The 15262-nt window shown below is 58.9% G+C and carries 18 protein-coding genes and 1 pseudogene; 11 read left to right on the forward strand and 8 right to left on the reverse strand.

Annotation, left to right across the window (positions count from 1 at the left end; genetic code table 11):
• The first annotated feature begins 100 nt into the window (after positions 1-100).
• Together DWQ09_00005 and DWQ09_00010 are read left to right on the forward strand one after the other, a co-directional pair.
• The gene (locus DWQ09_00005) at positions 101-208 is read left to right on the forward strand and encodes a hypothetical protein (GenBank protein KAA3630541.1); all 108 of its coding nucleotides are present in this window, start codon (positions 101-103) and stop codon (positions 206-208) included.
• Complete coding sequence (locus tag DWQ09_00010; GenBank protein KAA3630542.1) at positions 175-318, forward strand: hypothetical protein; 144 nt, start codon at positions 175-177, stop codon at positions 316-318. The genes DWQ09_00005 and DWQ09_00010 overlap by 34 nt, the downstream gene beginning before the upstream one ends.
• A gap of 565 nt (positions 319-883) precedes the next feature.
• On the opposite strand, the gene DWQ09_00015 is transcribed toward DWQ09_00010, so the two are convergent.
• Together DWQ09_00015 and DWQ09_00020 are read right to left on the reverse strand one after the other, a co-directional pair.
• The gene (locus DWQ09_00015) at positions 884-1132 is read right to left on the reverse strand and encodes a ferredoxin (protein KAA3630454.1); all 249 of its coding nucleotides are present in this window, start codon (positions 1130-1132) and stop codon (positions 884-886) included.
• A 106-nt stretch (positions 1133-1238) separates the two neighbouring features.
• Positions 1239-2255, reverse strand: coding sequence for a hypothetical protein (locus DWQ09_00020; protein KAA3630455.1), 1017 nt, complete (start codon positions 2253-2255; stop codon positions 1239-1241).
• A 295-nt stretch (positions 2256-2550) separates the two neighbouring features.
• On the opposite strand from DWQ09_00020, the gene DWQ09_00025 reads away from it, so the two are divergent.
• Positions 2551-3075 carry a hypothetical protein gene (locus DWQ09_00025; GenBank protein KAA3630456.1) on the forward strand — a complete coding sequence of 175 codons (525 nt, stop codon included), beginning with the start codon at positions 2551-2553 and terminating at the stop codon, positions 3073-3075.
• A 65-nt stretch (positions 3076-3140) separates the two neighbouring features.
• On the opposite strand, the gene DWQ09_00030 is transcribed toward DWQ09_00025, so the two are convergent.
• Positions 3141-3398, reverse strand: a complete 258-nt coding sequence (locus tag DWQ09_00030; protein KAA3630457.1) for a hypothetical protein — start codon at positions 3396-3398, stop codon at positions 3141-3143.
• 350 nt (positions 3399-3748) lie between these two features.
• Between DWQ09_00030 and DWQ09_00035 the strand changes: the two genes are divergently transcribed.
• Both DWQ09_00035 and DWQ09_00040 read left to right on the forward strand, forming a co-directional pair.
• Entirely contained in the window at positions 3749-4018 is a 270-nt protein-coding gene (locus DWQ09_00035; protein KAA3630458.1) for a MoaD/ThiS family protein, read from the forward strand.
• A 2-nt stretch (positions 4019-4020) separates the two neighbouring features.
• A complete protein-coding gene (locus tag DWQ09_00040) occupies positions 4021-5130 on the forward strand; it encodes an exo-alpha-sialidase (protein KAA3630459.1) in 1110 nt (369 codons plus the stop codon).
• A gap of 7 nt (positions 5131-5137) precedes the next feature.
• Here DWQ09_00040 and DWQ09_00045 read toward each other — a convergent pair whose 3' ends face one another.
• Positions 5138-6358 carry an MFS transporter gene (locus DWQ09_00045; protein KAA3630460.1) on the reverse strand — a complete coding sequence of 407 codons (1221 nt, stop codon included), beginning with the start codon at positions 6356-6358 and terminating at the stop codon, positions 5138-5140.
• A 194-nt stretch (positions 6359-6552) separates the two neighbouring features.
• Between DWQ09_00045 and DWQ09_00050 the strand changes: the two genes are divergently transcribed.
• The 4 genes and pseudogenes from DWQ09_00050 (at position 6553) to DWQ09_00065 (ending at position 9435) form a co-directional block, all read left to right on the forward strand.
• The gene (locus DWQ09_00050) at positions 6553-7239 is read left to right on the forward strand and encodes a hypothetical protein (protein ID KAA3630461.1); all 687 of its coding nucleotides are present in this window, start codon (positions 6553-6555) and stop codon (positions 7237-7239) included.
• 10 nt (positions 7240-7249) lie between these two features.
• Entirely contained in the window at positions 7250-8218 is a 969-nt protein-coding gene (locus DWQ09_00055; protein ID KAA3630462.1) for a lyase, read from the forward strand.
• A 109-nt stretch (positions 8219-8327) separates the two neighbouring features.
• Positions 8328-9146: pseudogene (locus DWQ09_00060) on the forward strand (dienelactone hydrolase family protein).
• Between the two features lie 94 nt (positions 9147-9240).
• Positions 9241-9435, forward strand: a complete 195-nt coding sequence (locus DWQ09_00065; protein ID KAA3630463.1) for a DUF3330 domain-containing protein — start codon at positions 9241-9243, stop codon at positions 9433-9435.
• 233 nt (positions 9436-9668) lie between these two features.
• Here DWQ09_00065 and DWQ09_00070 read toward each other — a convergent pair whose 3' ends face one another.
• Positions 9669-10139 (reverse strand): nickel-responsive transcriptional regulator NikR, encoded by a 471-nt coding sequence (locus DWQ09_00070; GenBank protein KAA3630464.1) that lies wholly within the window; start codon positions 10137-10139, stop codon positions 9669-9671.
• Between the two features lie 213 nt (positions 10140-10352).
• Here DWQ09_00070 and DWQ09_00075 point away from each other — a divergent pair, with 213 nt between their 5' ends.
• The gene (locus tag DWQ09_00075) at positions 10353-11009 is read left to right on the forward strand and encodes an urease accessory protein (protein KAA3630465.1); all 657 of its coding nucleotides are present in this window, start codon (positions 10353-10355) and stop codon (positions 11007-11009) included.
• Between the two features lie 185 nt (positions 11010-11194).
• On the opposite strand, the gene DWQ09_00080 is transcribed toward DWQ09_00075, so the two are convergent.
• Positions 11195-11938: a hypothetical protein gene (locus DWQ09_00080; protein KAA3630466.1), complete on the reverse strand. Its 744-nt coding sequence runs from the start codon at positions 11936-11938 to the stop codon at positions 11195-11197.
• Between the two features lie 50 nt (positions 11939-11988).
• Positions 11989-13464: an exodeoxyribonuclease I gene (locus DWQ09_00085; GenBank protein ID KAA3630543.1), complete on the reverse strand. Its 1476-nt coding sequence runs from the start codon at positions 13462-13464 to the stop codon at positions 11989-11991.
• Between the two features lie 40 nt (positions 13465-13504).
• Between DWQ09_00085 and DWQ09_00090 the strand changes: the two genes are divergently transcribed.
• Positions 13505-14626, forward strand: coding sequence for a DUF3549 family protein (locus tag DWQ09_00090; GenBank protein ID KAA3630467.1), 1122 nt, complete (start codon positions 13505-13507; stop codon positions 14624-14626).
• On the opposite strand, the gene DWQ09_00095 is transcribed toward DWQ09_00090, so the two are convergent.
• The gene (locus tag DWQ09_00095; protein KAA3630468.1) at positions 14627-15004 is read right to left on the reverse strand and encodes a hypothetical protein; all 378 of its coding nucleotides are present in this window, start codon (positions 15002-15004) and stop codon (positions 14627-14629) included.
• Positions 15005-15262 lie beyond the last annotated feature (258 nt).

The raw sequence follows: 15262 nt of genomic DNA on the forward strand, positions 1-15262 counted from the left end.
GGCCTTAAACTCGAGCGAATGGGTTCGTCTCTTCCGTCTCATTGTTTCTCTCCAGAGCGTAGCGCTCATCATGGAGGAAGCACTTATCGTCGTCTATTGACTGTCCAATCAGCGGGGGCCATTTCTGCCCGGCAAGCCGACACAGAACGCTTTCGTGAAGAGCTTCAATGGTAAATTCCGAGATTACTGTCTGGATCTGCACTGGTAGAGGATACACGCGAAACCATCGATACCTGGCGCGACCATTACAACCGCGTCAGACCACACCGATCGATCGGTAGAAAACCACCGGCCGTGTTCGCCCAGCAAGTAGCCTGATATGCTCAACTTTCCACATCAAACGTGGCTCACTTCTAGGGATACGGTCAACATCACCCCCAAACAGAAGTTGTCCCTAGCGGCCCAGGCTCCACTTCTGAGCACTGCTAAAAACGCGGGGATTACCTTGAGAGGGGATGTCGCTTGCCATCCCCTGATATTTGACTACCCAACAAAGTGGACGCGACTTCTATCCTGACACTAAGGGTGCGCGCCGCCTCTAGGCGGAAGTCCAAATAGGAAGTTTACGAGTGGAGAGCCTACTGCGAGAGCATCGCCGCCGCTCTGAGTTGCTGGGCAGGTACTTTTCATATTGCAACACAGAGCGGCGACATCAATCGCTTGTCCGGTAAACGCCGAACAATTTGTAGTATCAGAACGCTGTCAGGCGGGCGGTTTGGCCAGAAGAGGAAACCCGTAGCAGTCCATTATTTTCTGGACATGATCCACCACCAATGAGTCGGCATTTCTGTGACCGCGTAACCCGTACACCCCTTGATTCAAAATAGCACATGCAACCAATATTCATTTCCGCGGGGGACAAAACAATCCCGCAAAGTACCGTTCAGACAGCCTGTAACCTTTCGAACTTAGCTTGCAGGTCTTCCTTAGACTCCACACGTTCTGGGTCGACTGGTATGCAATCCACGGGACAGACCGCGACGCACTGTGGTTCATCAAAATGACCAACGCACTCGGTGCAAAGGTCCGGATTGATCACATAAATACTATCGCCCTGGGAGATAGCATCATTGGGACATTCCGGTTCGCATACATCACAGTTGATGCATTCATCAGTAATTATCATTGCCATTGTTTATTACTCTAGTTAGCGCGAAATGTCATGGGCATTTATCCTTGTCAAAGCGCTCGGAGGGTGGCATACGCAAAAGTGGTTATACCCCGAGCACACGATACAATTACTTGGGTGAATCATTACTATACGCGTTGAGAATCTCAGCACCGTGAGGACCGACAAGTTTCACATAGACGTCACTTAAGGGTGACAACTTATGCCTAAACGCCTCTCTACTCTCCGGAGTTAGTTTGGTTAAATTAACTCGCTTCTCTTTTGCGAATTTCTCTTTCCATTTATTATCATGTTCCAGTTCAAGCTTTACCTGTGACGGCACCACCTCCTGAGCAACTTCACGGATGATGTTGCGGTATTTTTCAGGGAGTTTTTCGTACCACTGCTTATTGGCAATGAAAAGACTAACGAACGGTGCGTGATTGCTCTCGACTATGTATTTTTGAACCTCATAGAATTTCATCTCTCCGATGGCCCAGAAAGGGTTTTCCTCGCCGTCAACCGTGCCCATCTGTAGTGCCGTATAGACTTCGTGATAGCTAATTGGCGTCGGAGAGGCACCTAGTAGTTTGTAACTCTCTACGACTAACGGCGAGGCCATGGTACGAATTTTTTGCCCTTTAAAATCGTCCGGTGTATGGATTGCTTTATTAGAAGTAAACTGTTTATAGGCCTGTGGATAAATGGCAAGTCCAATTAGATCCTTTTTGTCTAGATAGGAAAAAAGCTTTCGGCCCCCATCGCCATTCATTACCTCGGCAGCTTTTTCAAGAGATCCAGGAAAAAGAAATGGAATAGAGAAAATCTGTGCTTCGGGAAATATTCCAGCTATATGCGATTCTGGCAAGATAGCCATCTGGATAGCTCCAGTTTGGGTCATTTGCCCTTGATCAGGTCCAGGCCCCAACTCTGAAGTGGGATGTATCATAATTGATACATCACCATTAGTTCTTTGTTCCACCAACTCCTTAATTTTTAAGGCGGTTGCGTGGATTCCAGAGTTAACCGGTTCAACGTGACCAAAAGTGACCTTGTACGTAGCCTTGGCAGGTGCCTTGGTGGGCATTATTACTACCGCTAAAGTGAGGAAAACGGCTGAAATCAATGTTGTGAGTTTTTTATTCATGACTGCCTCCAGAAAGTCGTAAGACACTAGGGGAGTTCGAACAGCGACGGTCTCAGTTTGTAACTTGGTTGAGCATACCAATCGACAAAAGTACCGTTTTGCAAGATTAGCTGTTAAAACGCAATTTTATTGCGTAGTTTCACAATCTGAAGAGAATATCCGTTGTATGTGAAGAGCTTGTGTTCGCGGTATGAACCCTCCTTTTTGCACTTTTCCTTTACTTATTTCCCTGATCGCACAGTTTATCCGCACTCTTTGTTCCCTAGCATCTTTTCCTTGAGAATCGAGTCCACAAGTGAAGCAACGGGTCTCTGTGCCATCCCTGTGGGAGCACATAAAGGATTGCGGTGCAGCGAGGGGTACCGGCATACTCGGCTATGTGAGTTCCCAGCTCCTGATAGATCGTTTCAGCGCCGAATGCCAGGCGGCTGTCGTTACCGGCCCCGAGCGGGAGAACCTCCTGGCGGGTGAGGGTGTGCGCATCCTCTTCATCACGGGCGATGTCGAAAAGCGCCTGGAAGTGGGCGATCTGACTGTCATCTTACGAGAAATTCTGCGCGACTACGCCGGGCGTGTTCGGGTGGCGCTCGCCGATCGGGCGGAGGAAAAACTGTTTCGTGACAGCTTCGCAATCAAGGTGCTGCCCACCCTGGTGGTATTCCGCGACGGGAAACCCATGGGGCTGATTCCCGGCCTGAAAAAGTGGGAGGAGTACATCGATATGGTGAAGCGATTATTGGGTGAAGAGCCGGTGAACGAGTTGGAGATCAATCCCTTTCTCGAGGTCTTCTTGGAAACCAAACGCTTCACGGACTTTTAGAGGGTTCTGCGCTCGGTGCGAACCGTCGCCAGTGTGCCTCTTGCCGGCTGGCGAGTCTCGGCTGCTTAAGCGGCTTCCTTGTTCGGGCCGACGCGATCGCGGTCGCTTTTCTTTACGCCACAAAAGTAGCGTCCCTTCTTCTCCAGCGCGCCCTCTTTCGGCACCCAGATACCGCAGGTAAAGCACCGGACCTCGGTGCCATCTTTGCTTATGCGGTTTATCGTTGGCGGGGCCTTTTTCTGGGCTCTGTGCTGAGATCTCATGTAGAGCCACGCAGTTGCAATTACAACCGCAATCGCTGGGAGAAAGATATAGAACGTCATGGTGCGGGGAGATCCGGAGTCCAAAGACAGTGGATGAATTTTACAATTGTCGATGCTGGCCAGAGCATTGCCCATTAGGTATACACCGAGGTAATAGTTGGTTGCTTTCGCTGCGTCGGCCGCGGGGAATCGAGCGGCTGGTAATTGTGTGTTTAAGAAAGCTCTGATCAAGTCATGAATCCGTGTCTGGCGGCTGAAATGCTCCGGCTCGGCGTTGAAACGCTTCGCTACTACCGAAAAAGTAACGGTCGGAGCATTGTCGATTTACGTATTGTTGATGTGCTTTATAGCGCAACGTGGCAAACAGGAGCGCACCTGCTCTTTCCGAAATGCTGACTATAGTTTGATCTATGGTACATGTCGTTTTCACCGCCAACCTTGCACGTCACCTGCACTGCCCGGAACTGGAGTTGCCCGGTAGCACAGTACGCGAAGTTCTGGACCACTATTTCGCAGCACACCCCCAGGTGCGGCGCTACGTCCTCGATGATCAGAATGCGCTGCAACGCCACGTCAACGTCTTCGTTGAAGATCACCCAACCCTTGACCGCACAAGGCTCTCTGAGTCAGTCAAGGATGGGCAGACGATTTTCGTGTTTCAGGCTTTGTCAGGAGGCTAACCATGGAACCAAGACTGCTGGTCGCCACACGCAAAGGCCTCTTCATTCTGGAATACGCACGTGCTGCGAAGCCGCGCTGGCGTATTTCCCGAACACCGTTTCTCGGGGACCCTGTCACCATGGTTCTGAAGCTGCCGGAAAGCCGTTCGCTGTACGTCGCGCTGGATCATGGCCATTTTGGTGTCAAGCTGCACCGCTCGGATGACGATGGCCAGAGCTGGCGTGAGATAGCGGCGCCCGAGTACCCGCCCAAGCCCGACGATGTGGAAGATATCGATTTGTTCAGCGGCCAATCCATTCCCTGGTCGCTGAAGCGCATCTGGTCGCTTGCCGCAGCACCCACGGGCGAGCTTTGGTGCGGCACGATGCCAGGCGGACTGTTTCGCTCGGCCGACGGTGGCGCAAGTTGGGAGATGGTGCGTTCGCTGTGGGATCATCCGGCGCGCAAACATTGGGCCGGCGGTGGCGCGGACTGGCCCGCCATCCACTCGCTGATCATCGATCCCCGCGATTCCAACCATATCCTGATCGGCGTATCCGTGGGCGGGGTTTGGGCGACGCGCGATGGTGGGGTGCATTGGGAAGCGCGCACCGCCGGGATGCGGGCGGCCTACATGCCGCCCGAGCAGGCCGGCGAGCCAGCGGCCCAGGATGTCCACTACATCGTGAACTGCCCCTGCGCGCCCGATGTGCTGTGGTGCCAGCATCACAACGGTGTCTTTCGCTCGCTCGATGGTGGTCGACAGTGGCGGGAGATCACCACCGTTCAGCCTTCGGTTTTTGGTTTTACGACTGCGGTTCACCCACAGGATCCCGATACCGCCTGGTTCGTGCCCGCGATCAAGGACGAGCAGCGCCTGCCCGTGGACGGCAAGCTGGTCGTTGCGCGTACGCGGGATGGCGGTGAGTCTTTCGAGGTGTTGCGTTCCGGGCTACCGCAGGAACATGCCTACGATCTGATCTATCGCCATGCCCTGGACGTGGATGCCAGCGGCGAGAAGCTCGCCTTTGGCAGTACGACCGGCGGACTCTGGGCCAGTGAAGACGGGGGCGATCACTGGGAAACGATCGCTGTTCACCTGCCGCCCGTCTATTGTGTGCGTTTTATCTGAGACCTGGTCAGGCGGTGTCGCTACCGGAGCCCGCTGCGCCTGTCGTTAGCAGCAGATAGCACAGCATGGCCCCGCCGCCGAGTAGAAAGGCAATCCATCCCAGACCGCCGGCGGACCCATCGAAAATCGACTGCGCCACAAAGGTGGCGAGTGCGCCGCTCAACATTTGCAGAAACCCCATCAGTGCCGACGCGCTGCCGGCATTCTGCGGGAAGGGCTGCATGGCACGAGCGATGGAAGGGGGCAGCACCAGCCCCATGCCAAACTGAAAAGCCATCATCGGTACGATGACCCGCCCATAGGTCAGTTCACCCGACAGGAGCAGCAGCATCAGTCCCCCCACCATGGCGCTGGTGGTTCCAAGGATGATCAGCCTATGCCCCGAGACTTTTCTGCGCAACCGGCCCGAGAGGTAGCTGCCGGTGGCGTACGACGCCACCGTGAAAAGCATCAGATAGCCATACTGGTGCGGCGAAGCGCCCAGCTTGTCGATGAACAGATAAGGTGCCAGGGTGTTGTATGAGAAGAGCCCCCCGAAGATGAGGCTGCCTGCCAGGACATTGCCGAGGAAGTAGCGGTTGCGAATGATGTGGAGATAGGCAGCGCCCAGGCGCAGCGGGTTCAGCGCATGGGTGGCGGTTGGTAGGTGGGACTCTTCAAAGCGGATCATGCTCAATCCGAACAGCAGCGCCCCGAACAGTGCCAGTGCGCCGAAGTTGGCGCGCCAGCCCGCCAGTTCCTCGATGAAGCCGCCGACGATGGGTGCGAGCGCCGGCGCCAGGGCCAAGGCGGTACCAATGAAGGCAAAGATGCGCACCGCCTCCAGGCCGTGATAACGGTCACGCACCACGGCACGTGCCACCACCGGTCCGACACACGCGGCCGCTCCCTGGAGGAAACGACCTCCTTGCAGGGCCTCTATGCTGGGTGCGATGGCGCACAGGCCACTGATCAGCAGATAGACAACCAGGCCGACGAGCAGCACCGGTCGACGGCCGAAACGGTCGCTGAGCGGTCCAACCAGAAGTTGTGCAATGGCAAAACCCAGCAGAAAAAGACCCAGTGTGCTCTGGACTTCGACCGCCGGGACTGCGAAGTCGGCGGTAATTGCCGGCATCGAAGGTACGTAGAGCGTGACCGAAAAAACGCCCAGGGCAACCAGCATCGTCAGCAATACCACTTCGCCGTGCCGTGTTCGCATCACTTCGATTCCGTTGTCGTTCTGCAACAGGTGCCTTTCATGCCGAGGGCGTAACCATAATCGATCCGCCGGTCAGCCGCACGATGATTGGCTGTGCCAGACGGGGATAGGCGCTCCGCGTGGGGCGAGTCGTCCCGTGACGGCAAAGGTTAGCGGGGCGAATCATTACGCTACGCCGTTGTCTCACCACATTATCGTCGGCGCGGCGATCGGGGAGTGGCATGACAGTCTGTTTACGGCATCGTTCTGTGATAGACAACCTCAATTCCGGGGCAGCCCTGGCGATTGTCGGAGCGCTCCTTCTGACAGGGGCAGCGAGTGCTGAAACCGTTAACGGGCACCTGCTGGAAGCCCTGCGCCGCGGTGGCCATGTCATCTATTTCCGGCATGCGCCTACCGAATGGTCGCAGCAGGATCGCGTGCGCAACCTTGACGACTGCACCAGCTGCGACCCATTGCGCATGCGGCAACTCTCCGCGGAGGGACGCGCCATGGCCCAACAGCTCGGTGCGGCCATCCGCCAGCTGAAGATTCCGATTGGCCAGGTCCTGGCCAGCGAATACTGCCGCACCAGGGAAACCGCACATCTGCTCGGGTTGGGGGAGGTGGAAACGACGCGCGACGTTATCAACGCACGTGTGGCCGATTACATCGGCGGGCGCGCGGCGTTGGCGCGCACCGCTCGTGCCCGATTGACCGCGACTCCGCCCGCTGGCACCAATACCGTGATCGTTGCTCACGGCAACGTCTTTTTGCTGGCAGCCGGAACCCGGCCAAGTGAGGCGGGGGCGGCCATTGTGCGCGGGGATGGTCGGGGCGGATTTTCAGTGGTCGCCATGGTCGGACCCGAGGAGTGGGCTAGTCTTATTGCTATCGACAATAGGTCTGCGGAGCCCGCGGGACTGTAAGGAGGTTGCCATGCAATGGCGCGCGATCGTAGTGGCACTGGTAGGCTTAGTAAGTCTGCCCACCTATGGTACCGAGGTGACCATCGAGCACTTCCCGGTTCCGCAGGGAGCGCGTCCCCACGATGTCGCTCCCGATCCGCGGGGCGGCGTGGTCTGGTATGCCGCGCAGCGGCAAGGGGCGCTGGGGCGGCTCGATCCCACAACCGGGGAGACGCGCCACATTGAGCTCGGCCGCGGATCCGCCCCCCATGGGGTGATCGTCGGTCCCGATGGCGCACCGTGGCTTACCGATGGCGGGTTGAACGCCATCGTGCGGGTCGATCCGCAGACCTTGGCGGTTACGCGCTTCCCGCTGCCGGAGGACTCCGGCTATACGAATCTCAATACCGCCGCTTTCGATGGGAATGGCGTGCTCTGGTTTACCGGGCAATCCGGCATCTATGGGCGGCTCGATCCCAGGAGCGGCGCGCTCAAGGTCTTTCCGGCACCGCACGGTCGCGGTCCCTACGGCATCGCCGCCACGCCGCGCGGCGATATCTACTACGCGTCGTTGGCGGGCAGCCACATTGCGCGTATCGATACCGCGACCGGCATCGCCACGGTGATCGAACCGCCCACACTCCGACAGGGCGCGCGCCGTGTCTGGTCCGATTCGCAGGGCCGCATCTGGGTCAGCGAATGGAACTCGGGTCAGCTCTCGCTGTACGACCCGGCCAACGGCCAGTGGCGTGCCTGGCGGCTGCCCGGCGCCGATCCGCGCGCCTACGCGATTTATGTCGACGAGCGCGACAAGGTATGGGTCAGCGATTTCGGTGCGAACGCCATGGTGCGCTTCGATCCTGTCATGGAAACCTTCGATTCGTTTCCATCGCCACGCCGTGGTGCCGCGGTACGGCAGATTCTCGGTCGCACGGGTGAGGTGTGGGTGCCGGAATCGGGCACTGACCATCTGGTGGTCTATCGCACCGCCCGTCAGTGATTCAGCGCTTCGTGTTGCGAAATACGCCGCCTACCGAATCCCTTCTACTGTCGGGGGAGGAGTTGGAATAAGGGTTGACGCCTCTCGGTCAATAGAGGAGATCAGAAGTATGTGCGACGAAATCAGTTGTGGTGCAGGAGAACCCCGGACGCCGATCTTCGTTCCGGATGACAAGCGCCGGTTGTTTCTCAAAGGGCTTGCCTCGCTGCCGCTGGCAGCCGTTCTTGCCGATCCCCGCCTGGTGCAGGCCGCGGCCGACCGCTTGCCCATGGCGACCATCACCCGTCCCGGCGGCACAGTAAACGGTGCCCTGGCCATACCCGCCAAGACCCCGGCGCCCGCCGTGCTTCTGATTCACGAATGGTGGGGGCTGAACGATCACATCAAAGCGATGGCGGCGGAATTCGCCAGCGCGGGTTTTTTGGCCTAAGCCATCGATCTCTTCAACGGTTCGGTGGCGACAACGCGGGAACAGGCGCAGGCGCAAACCCAGGGGCTTGACGCCACGGTGGCCACACAAAATGTGGTGGCTGCCGTCGCATGGTTGCGCGGGCATGAAAAGAGTAACGGCAGGGTCGGCACTGTGGGCTGGTGCTTTGGCGGTGGCTGGTCGCTGAACGCCTCAATCGCCACCCCGGTTGATGCCACTGTTGTTTACTACGGCAGGGTCACCAAGAGCGCCGACGAAGTGAAGGCTCTCAAGGGACCGGTACTGGGGCACTTCGGTACACTCGACAAGAACATCGATGCCGCGATGGTCGCCGGTTTCGAAAAGTCCATGGCCGCAGCCGGCCGACGCGATCTGACCGTGCACTGGTACGAAGCGGATCACGCCTTCGCCAATCCCACCGGGGCACGCTACGACGAGGCGGATGCCGCGCTGGCGTGGCAACGCACGCTGGCTTTCCTGGGAAAGCATCTGGGTTGATGGAGAACGACAAACGCCCAACGAGCTGACTGCCATCGGGTGGCTATACTTGAAGCTGTGGGGGCGACCATGCCCGCTACCAGAGGTCAAGACCATGGCGGCAGCAGAGAAATCGAAGGATACCCAGCCCATACAGTGTGAAATTTGTCTAAGGGAGGTCCCGGCCAGCGAGGCGCGTGTGTCAGAGGCGGACGATTATATTGCCCATTTTTGCGGTCTCGAGTGCTATGAGCGATGGATCGAAAATGCCGTAAAAGACGATGATCCCGAAGAAAGTTCAAGCGAGTGATGTGTTTAACAAAGCATTACACCAATACCTGGTCTCCACGTGTATCGAACCCCCTGCACGGGGTCGGACGCTCGTCGCTGTATGGCGCATCAAACCTCAATTAACTCATTCCCGATTCGCGATGAGTAACTAGAACCTATCTCAGAATCCCCTGCGAGCTGTGCCGGTCGCTCGTGGCTCCAGCGCCAGGCGCGGCGGATCAGGCAAGATACGCCGCCCCTCGGAATCTCGCCTTAGAGTTTGGGCCGGCTATGGATGTGTTCGTGTTGATGCCCGTGCCCGTGGGTATGGGTGATTTTCTCCACTTCGGCGGGTACCAGATAGAGATGCCCGTGCCTGACGCCCGCCCGTGACTTGACCGAATCGGCGAACTGCCGCACCTCTTCTGTTGCACCACGCAGCACCACCGTCTCCATGCAATTGTCGTGATCAAGGTGTACATGCAACGTCGAAAGTGCCAGATCGTGATGGTGATGCTGCGCCTGGGTCAGTCGTGCGGCCAGTTCCCGCTCATGGTGGTTGTAGACGTAGGTGAGGGTGCCAATGCACTGCGCTGATTTTTCTTCCGCCAGGCGTTCGGCGCCCAGCGCATCACGGATCAGATCACGCACCGCCTCAGAGCGGTTCTTGTAGCCCCGTTGGCTGATATAGGCATCGAACTGCTGAGCCAGCTCGGTATCCAGGGATATGGTAATGCGCTCCACGTAAAGGCTCCTCGTCGGGTTGGCAGGCTGCAGGCCCGCCATTGTAGATCACCGCTCCTTCACCCCCTAACCCGAGTGAAGCGCGGGGTTGACGGTCCGGGGGCGATGGCCGTAATGTTCATAACTATTAAGAATAAATCATAACTCTTACTTGGTATCCGGGGGGCACCATGATTCGAGCCGAATCAAAACGCGCGTAATGGGTGCGATGCTATGAGTAGTTTGCTGCTCCTCGGGTTCGTCGTGGGGATGCGTCACGCGGTGGAGACCGATCATGTGGCGGCGGTGGCCAGCCTGGCGACCCGCAGCGGATCGACACGTCACACGATGCTGCAGGGGGCGGCATGGGGCGTGGGCCATACCATGACACTGTTTCTGGTTGGCTCGGCGGTGCTGCTGTTGGATGTTGTCATGCCCGAGCGTCTCGCGCTCGGTTTGGAATTTGCAGTCGGCTTTATGTTGATCGCGCTCGGCGCCGATGTGCTGCGACGCCTCAATCGCGACCGCATCAATCGGGGCAGGGTACTCGATCCTCTGCGTCAGGCGATCGCTTCCCCCGGTGGATTTCCGCTGCGCGCCCTGGCGGTGGGTCTGATGCACGGCATGGCGGGCTCGGCGGCATTGATACTGCTCACCCTGCAACAGGTTCATTCGGTCGCGGAAGGTCTCGCCTATATCGCGCTGTTCGGTATTGGCTCTATCGCCGGTATGGCGGCCCTTTCTGCGCTTATTGCGCTGCCGCTGCGCTATTCTGCTCACAGCTTCAGAGGATTGCACAACGGCTTTCAGGCCATGATCGGCTTCGCCACCGTTGCGCTTGGGTTCGGCCTCGTGGTCAGGATTGCCCTTTTTGAAGGATTGTTTGTCTGAACAACGGCAGGTGGGCGTAGAATTTGGCCGCAAGCACCATGACGATATTCCTGAAAATTCTTGTTGTATGCGTCATCTGTTTCGGCGTCATCTTCGGACTGGTCCAATTGGTCCAGTGGCTGGCGTGAATGGGGTGTTCCGTGAAGCCCGCGCCGTGGGAGCTTGCGTCCATCTCCGGATAGACCTCACCCGGGGGAGGCGCGAGATCTCTGCTCTGTTTGGCCATGCGAAGAGAGAATGCGCTGTTTGGCCGCTTCGTAGGCCGCACTCGATATAACACCGATCTCTTGCAGTCGACGATGTTCGCGAAGTTCTTCCGCCAGCGCATTGGCCAAGCTACCCGTATATCCACGCTGCGCATCCCGAATCGCGCCCGAAAGGCGGGCCACGAAGTCATGGTAGCGACGGCGTGACGGACGTCCCCAGAGGAGTTCCGCCAGTTCCAGTTCGCCGTGGCGCGTGCGGTAGCACAATCGCAGACGCGATTTGTAGATGAACGCCAGGAGAAAAACGATGCTGAACGCGCCTGCGACGATTGCTGTGGGGGCCAGAGGTATCGGTAGTTCGCTGCCAACCGTGGTGGGTGACAGGAGCGTCAGCACCAAGGTCACACACAGTGCGGCTGTGGCCAGATAGATCCACAATCTGGCGATGATGAACTGCTTCTGCGGTTCGGCGTCAAGAAAAGCGAGGTTGACTCGGTAGCGGCGTTTTTGCCGCCCTACCTGCTCCAGAATATGCAGGCACTCGTCATCGCAGATTGCGAATTGACGGTAAATCCCGCGACCGGGATTTCTTTGTACCAGATCGAAGCGTATCTGCACGGCGCGTGCTTCTGGTGCCGAATCCTCAGTGGGCACAACGGACGCCGTAAGCTGGATCTCCTCGACGGGTGCTTCCATGTCCACCATGATCCCCCCTTGGGCCATATTGACCTGAGAACTATACCTCCCGTCCCGACGTGCCTGGGCCTAATCGGTCACATTTTGGAAGGCATGAGCGGCGGCGTCGTCGTCGGTAGGGTGGCGGCGAGTTCGTCGCAATAGGTCTCCAGGGCGTCAATTATCGCAAGGTGTGCCGCGTTCCCGGCTTCCCGGGAACGCAGTACCGCGAGCTGCCCACGATAGGCCGTGAGCGGGGATTCAGCTTGTTCTGCGCTGCCCAGTAGTCTCTCGCGACGCCATGCCTGCCAGCGCGTGCGTTCGGTAGCCGACAGCGAGTTCGGGTAGTTGCGTGCTCGATAACGAAACAACATCTCCGGCAGGCGCGGGTCATCGAACGACGGCGCCATTCGCGCCAGCTGCTCGGGTGCCGCGACACGGATCTGATCCATACGTGCACGGTCCGCATCGTTGAAGAAACCGCCGCTGTAGATCATCAGATCAGGATCATTGTGCGGCTCCCAATCAGGCGTCTCGAAAACCGCGTGCAGCTTGGCGGTGAGCGGAGGGCCGGAGGCAATGAGCGCGTGGTTGGCCTCGCATTGAACACGGTCGATGCCAAGCCGCTCGGCATCCTCGGCACGCAGCGTCGCATAGGGGACGATCACCGGCGCCTTGTTGATGTGCACGAGCTTCAGCGGGATTCGTTCGCTTCCTTCAGGGCGCTGCTCAGCGGTGGTGAAGAGCCGTTCGCGAATTGCGCCCGCGTCCAGGGTCAACAGCGCCTCGGGATCGGCGCTGAGATCATAGACGATCACCGCGTTACGGTTGACCGGATGCCAGGCCAGCGGGATCACCACGGCGAGACAGCCTCGGGTGGCCGGATAACGGGCTGAGACGTGAACCACTGGCTTCGCCCTGGCCGGATCGAGTTCCGCGCTTAGATGACGCTTGTCGCGATGGGTATACACGTAATCGAAGAGTTTGCCCTGGCGTTTGCGGATCAGGCGGGCCAGCGCGATGGTGGCCTGCACATCAGCCAGCGCGTCATGGGCGGCACCGTGCTCGATGCCGTTGGCGGCGGTCAGATCCTCCAGGCGAAAGCTGGGCGTGCCATCCGCGTGATCGGGCCACTCGATGCCGGCGGGGCGCAGGGCACGGGTGAGGCGGGTAACATCGATCAGATCCCAGCGCGAATTGCCGTTCTGCCATTCGCGGGCGTACGGGTCGTAGAGATTGCGATAGAGGGTGTTGCGCGTCACCTCATCGTCGAAACGCAAGGTGTTGTAGCCCAGGGCGCAGGTACCCGGTTTGGCCAGTTCGTCGTGGATGCGGGCTATGAACTCAGCCTCGGGCAGGCCGCGTTCACGCGCCAGCTGCGGTGTGATGCCCGTGATCAGGCAGGCCTCGGGTTGAGGCAGGTAGTCGTCGGCCGGCCGGCAGTAGACCACCAGCGGATCACCGATGGGTCGCAGCGCCTCGTCGGTGCGCAGACCCGCGAACTGCGCGGGTCGATCGCGCTGGGGGTCGATACCGAAGGTTTCGTAGTCGTGCCAGTAGAAACTGCGCTGCATACCAATCATCGGAATCCTTTCCGTCTCTTGTGTTTTGTGGATGGCGGACCATTGTGGCACATCGATTCGGCGATGCGGCTATAATCAGCCGCCTTTTTCCGGGCAGACGCAGCGCATGAACCCATTCCCGACCCTCGGCGGACTACTGGAGCAGGCCAACGCCCGCTACGCCGTCTTCGATCTCGGGCGGCGCGTCGTCAGGATTTCACAGAGCCGGTTTCGCAGGATTGAGCGGGGCGAGATACCCTATCCTCTGCCGCTGCAGCAACAGGCGTGGTTGGGCATCCTGTTTTGGGATCGAGCCAAACCGGAGCAGCACTTCGTCTGGTTCCTGCGTTTTCCGTTGGACGAACTGGGCGGACTGCAAGCGGCGGCGCGCGATGAATTCCTGGAAAGTGTGCTGCGCGCCTTGGGCAACCCGCAGGGCACCCCCCGCAATATCCAAGAGCTCCAGCAGGAGAGTCCCTACGCTTTCAAACCCCGGGAGGAGCGTCTGGCGGCTTTCCATGCCAAGGCCCTGGCTGAGCTGAAACAACCTCCATCGCGCTATTGTGACCACGCCAGGGCCTATCTGGCCGGAACTCTGGGATACGACCAGTGGGCCTTTGTCGGGCTGCAGGGGCTCGCCGATATGGCGGCACGGCTCGGTGATCCCGGCCATTCCGAATGCGTAGCCGCAGCGATACCACACTTGCCTTTGGAGCCCCTGAGCCGGTTGTGCCAACTTCTGGAGAACGAGCCACTGCCGAGTACTATCGGCGTGCAGTTGTGCGCGCGGTTGCTGGGCACGCTTGCCTGCGAGAAGGCCTCTATCGCCGAGATCAGCGCACTGGTGCGCGCTATCGGCAATACCTGTCGGGGCGATGTGCGCCACAGGATGATCACGGCGGCACTGGAGAGCCGCTGGGGCGCCGAAGCCGATCTGCTGGTGGCCATTGCCGGTCGCGCGTGGGAGGCTCTGGAGGACGAAGTGCTGCGTCTGCGCTACCTGGAGGCCCTGGCGGGCAGTACGGCGGGCGGAGAACTCTTTCCGATGGTGATGCGCGACCTGCTTTTCGTACCGGGGATGCGGGCGCTGCTGCTGGAGAGCTTTCGCAATCCGGCGCGTTCGCCCGATCTGGCGGCGGCGATAGGGGCGCTGATGCAAGGGGTGGGTGGCTGATCAGCGCGTAACGGTGCGCAGATCGGCCAGCAACTCTCCGTAGATCGCTTCCAGGGCCGTTCCGAAGGCCTGCACCGTACTGTGTACCGTGCGGTCGGCGGCCTCCTGTCGCACCTCATAGCGTTTCGCAGGGAGCAGTACCTGACGGCCCGCTTCCAGGCTGAACTCCAGTGCGACGTGAACCACGGCGTGCGTCTCCGTCACTTCGTGAGCAAAATAACGCAGCCGGCCATGAAGAAGCTGCGTGGCTTGCCTCTCCTCCAGATAGCGAATGATCTCCTTGGCTGCGCCGGAAGCCTCCAGGTAACCGCCAGGTGGTCGCGGATCAGTTCCGCTCGCCTGCCGGGGATATCGAAAATCAAAACCGGTCGGGCTCACACGGCGGGAGTAAGGATATCGTCAAGGTCTGTCGAGAGATTGAACTGAGTGCCATAACGCAGCATATCCTGGCCGAAGCGCGGTGCTTGATTGACACAGCGATCAAGAACGGTGCCCATCGAAATACACCGCGGCCGCTCAAGGAAGCTCAGGAGAGTCTGGCGGGGACGACCAGCTCATAATGCGCAATACCGCCTCGCCGCGACAAGGCCATCGCCGCCACGCACCGACTGGCCAAGCGGCAAATGACCTGGCAGC

Source organism: Pseudomonadota bacterium (assembly GCA_008501635.1).
In the GTDB taxonomy this organism is placed as follows: Bacteria; Pseudomonadota; Gammaproteobacteria; order QQUJ01; family QQUJ01; genus QQUJ01.

What these genes read in the sequence shown, in the direction of transcription:
- DWQ09_00015 (KAA3630454.1), bottom strand. Translation starts at nt 1,132, where the DNA reads ATGGCAATGATAATTACTGATGAATGCATCAACTGTGATGTATGCGAA.
- DWQ09_00020 (KAA3630455.1), bottom strand. Translation starts at nt 2,255, where the DNA reads ATGAATAAAAAACTCACAACATTGATTTCAGCCGTTTTCCTCACTTTA.
- DWQ09_00030 (KAA3630457.1), bottom strand. Translation starts at nt 3,398, where the DNA reads ATGACGTTCTATATCTTTCTCCCAGCGATTGCGGTTGTAATTGCAACT.
- DWQ09_00035 (KAA3630458.1), top strand. Translation starts at nt 3,749, where the DNA reads ATGGTACATGTCGTTTTCACCGCCAACCTTGCACGTCACCTGCACTGC.
- DWQ09_00040 (KAA3630459.1), top strand. Translation starts at nt 4,021, where the DNA reads ATGGAACCAAGACTGCTGGTCGCCACACGCAAAGGCCTCTTCATTCTG.
- DWQ09_00050 (KAA3630461.1), top strand. Translation starts at nt 6,553, where the DNA reads ATGACAGTCTGTTTACGGCATCGTTCTGTGATAGACAACCTCAATTCC.
- DWQ09_00055 (KAA3630462.1), top strand. Translation starts at nt 7,250, where the DNA reads ATGCAATGGCGCGCGATCGTAGTGGCACTGGTAGGCTTAGTAAGTCTG.
- DWQ09_00065 (KAA3630463.1), top strand. Translation starts at nt 9,241, where the DNA reads ATGGCGGCAGCAGAGAAATCGAAGGATACCCAGCCCATACAGTGTGAA.
- DWQ09_00075 (KAA3630465.1), top strand. Translation starts at nt 10,353, where the DNA reads ATGAGTAGTTTGCTGCTCCTCGGGTTCGTCGTGGGGATGCGTCACGCG.
- DWQ09_00080 (KAA3630466.1), bottom strand. Translation starts at nt 11,938, where the DNA reads ATGGCCCAAGGGGGGATCATGGTGGACATGGAAGCACCCGTCGAGGAG.
- DWQ09_00085 (KAA3630543.1), bottom strand. Translation starts at nt 13,464, where the DNA reads ATGCAGCGCAGTTTCTACTGGCACGACTACGAAACCTTCGGTATCGAC.
- DWQ09_00090 (KAA3630467.1), top strand. Translation starts at nt 13,505, where the DNA reads ATGGCGGACCATTGTGGCACATCGATTCGGCGATGCGGCTATAATCAG.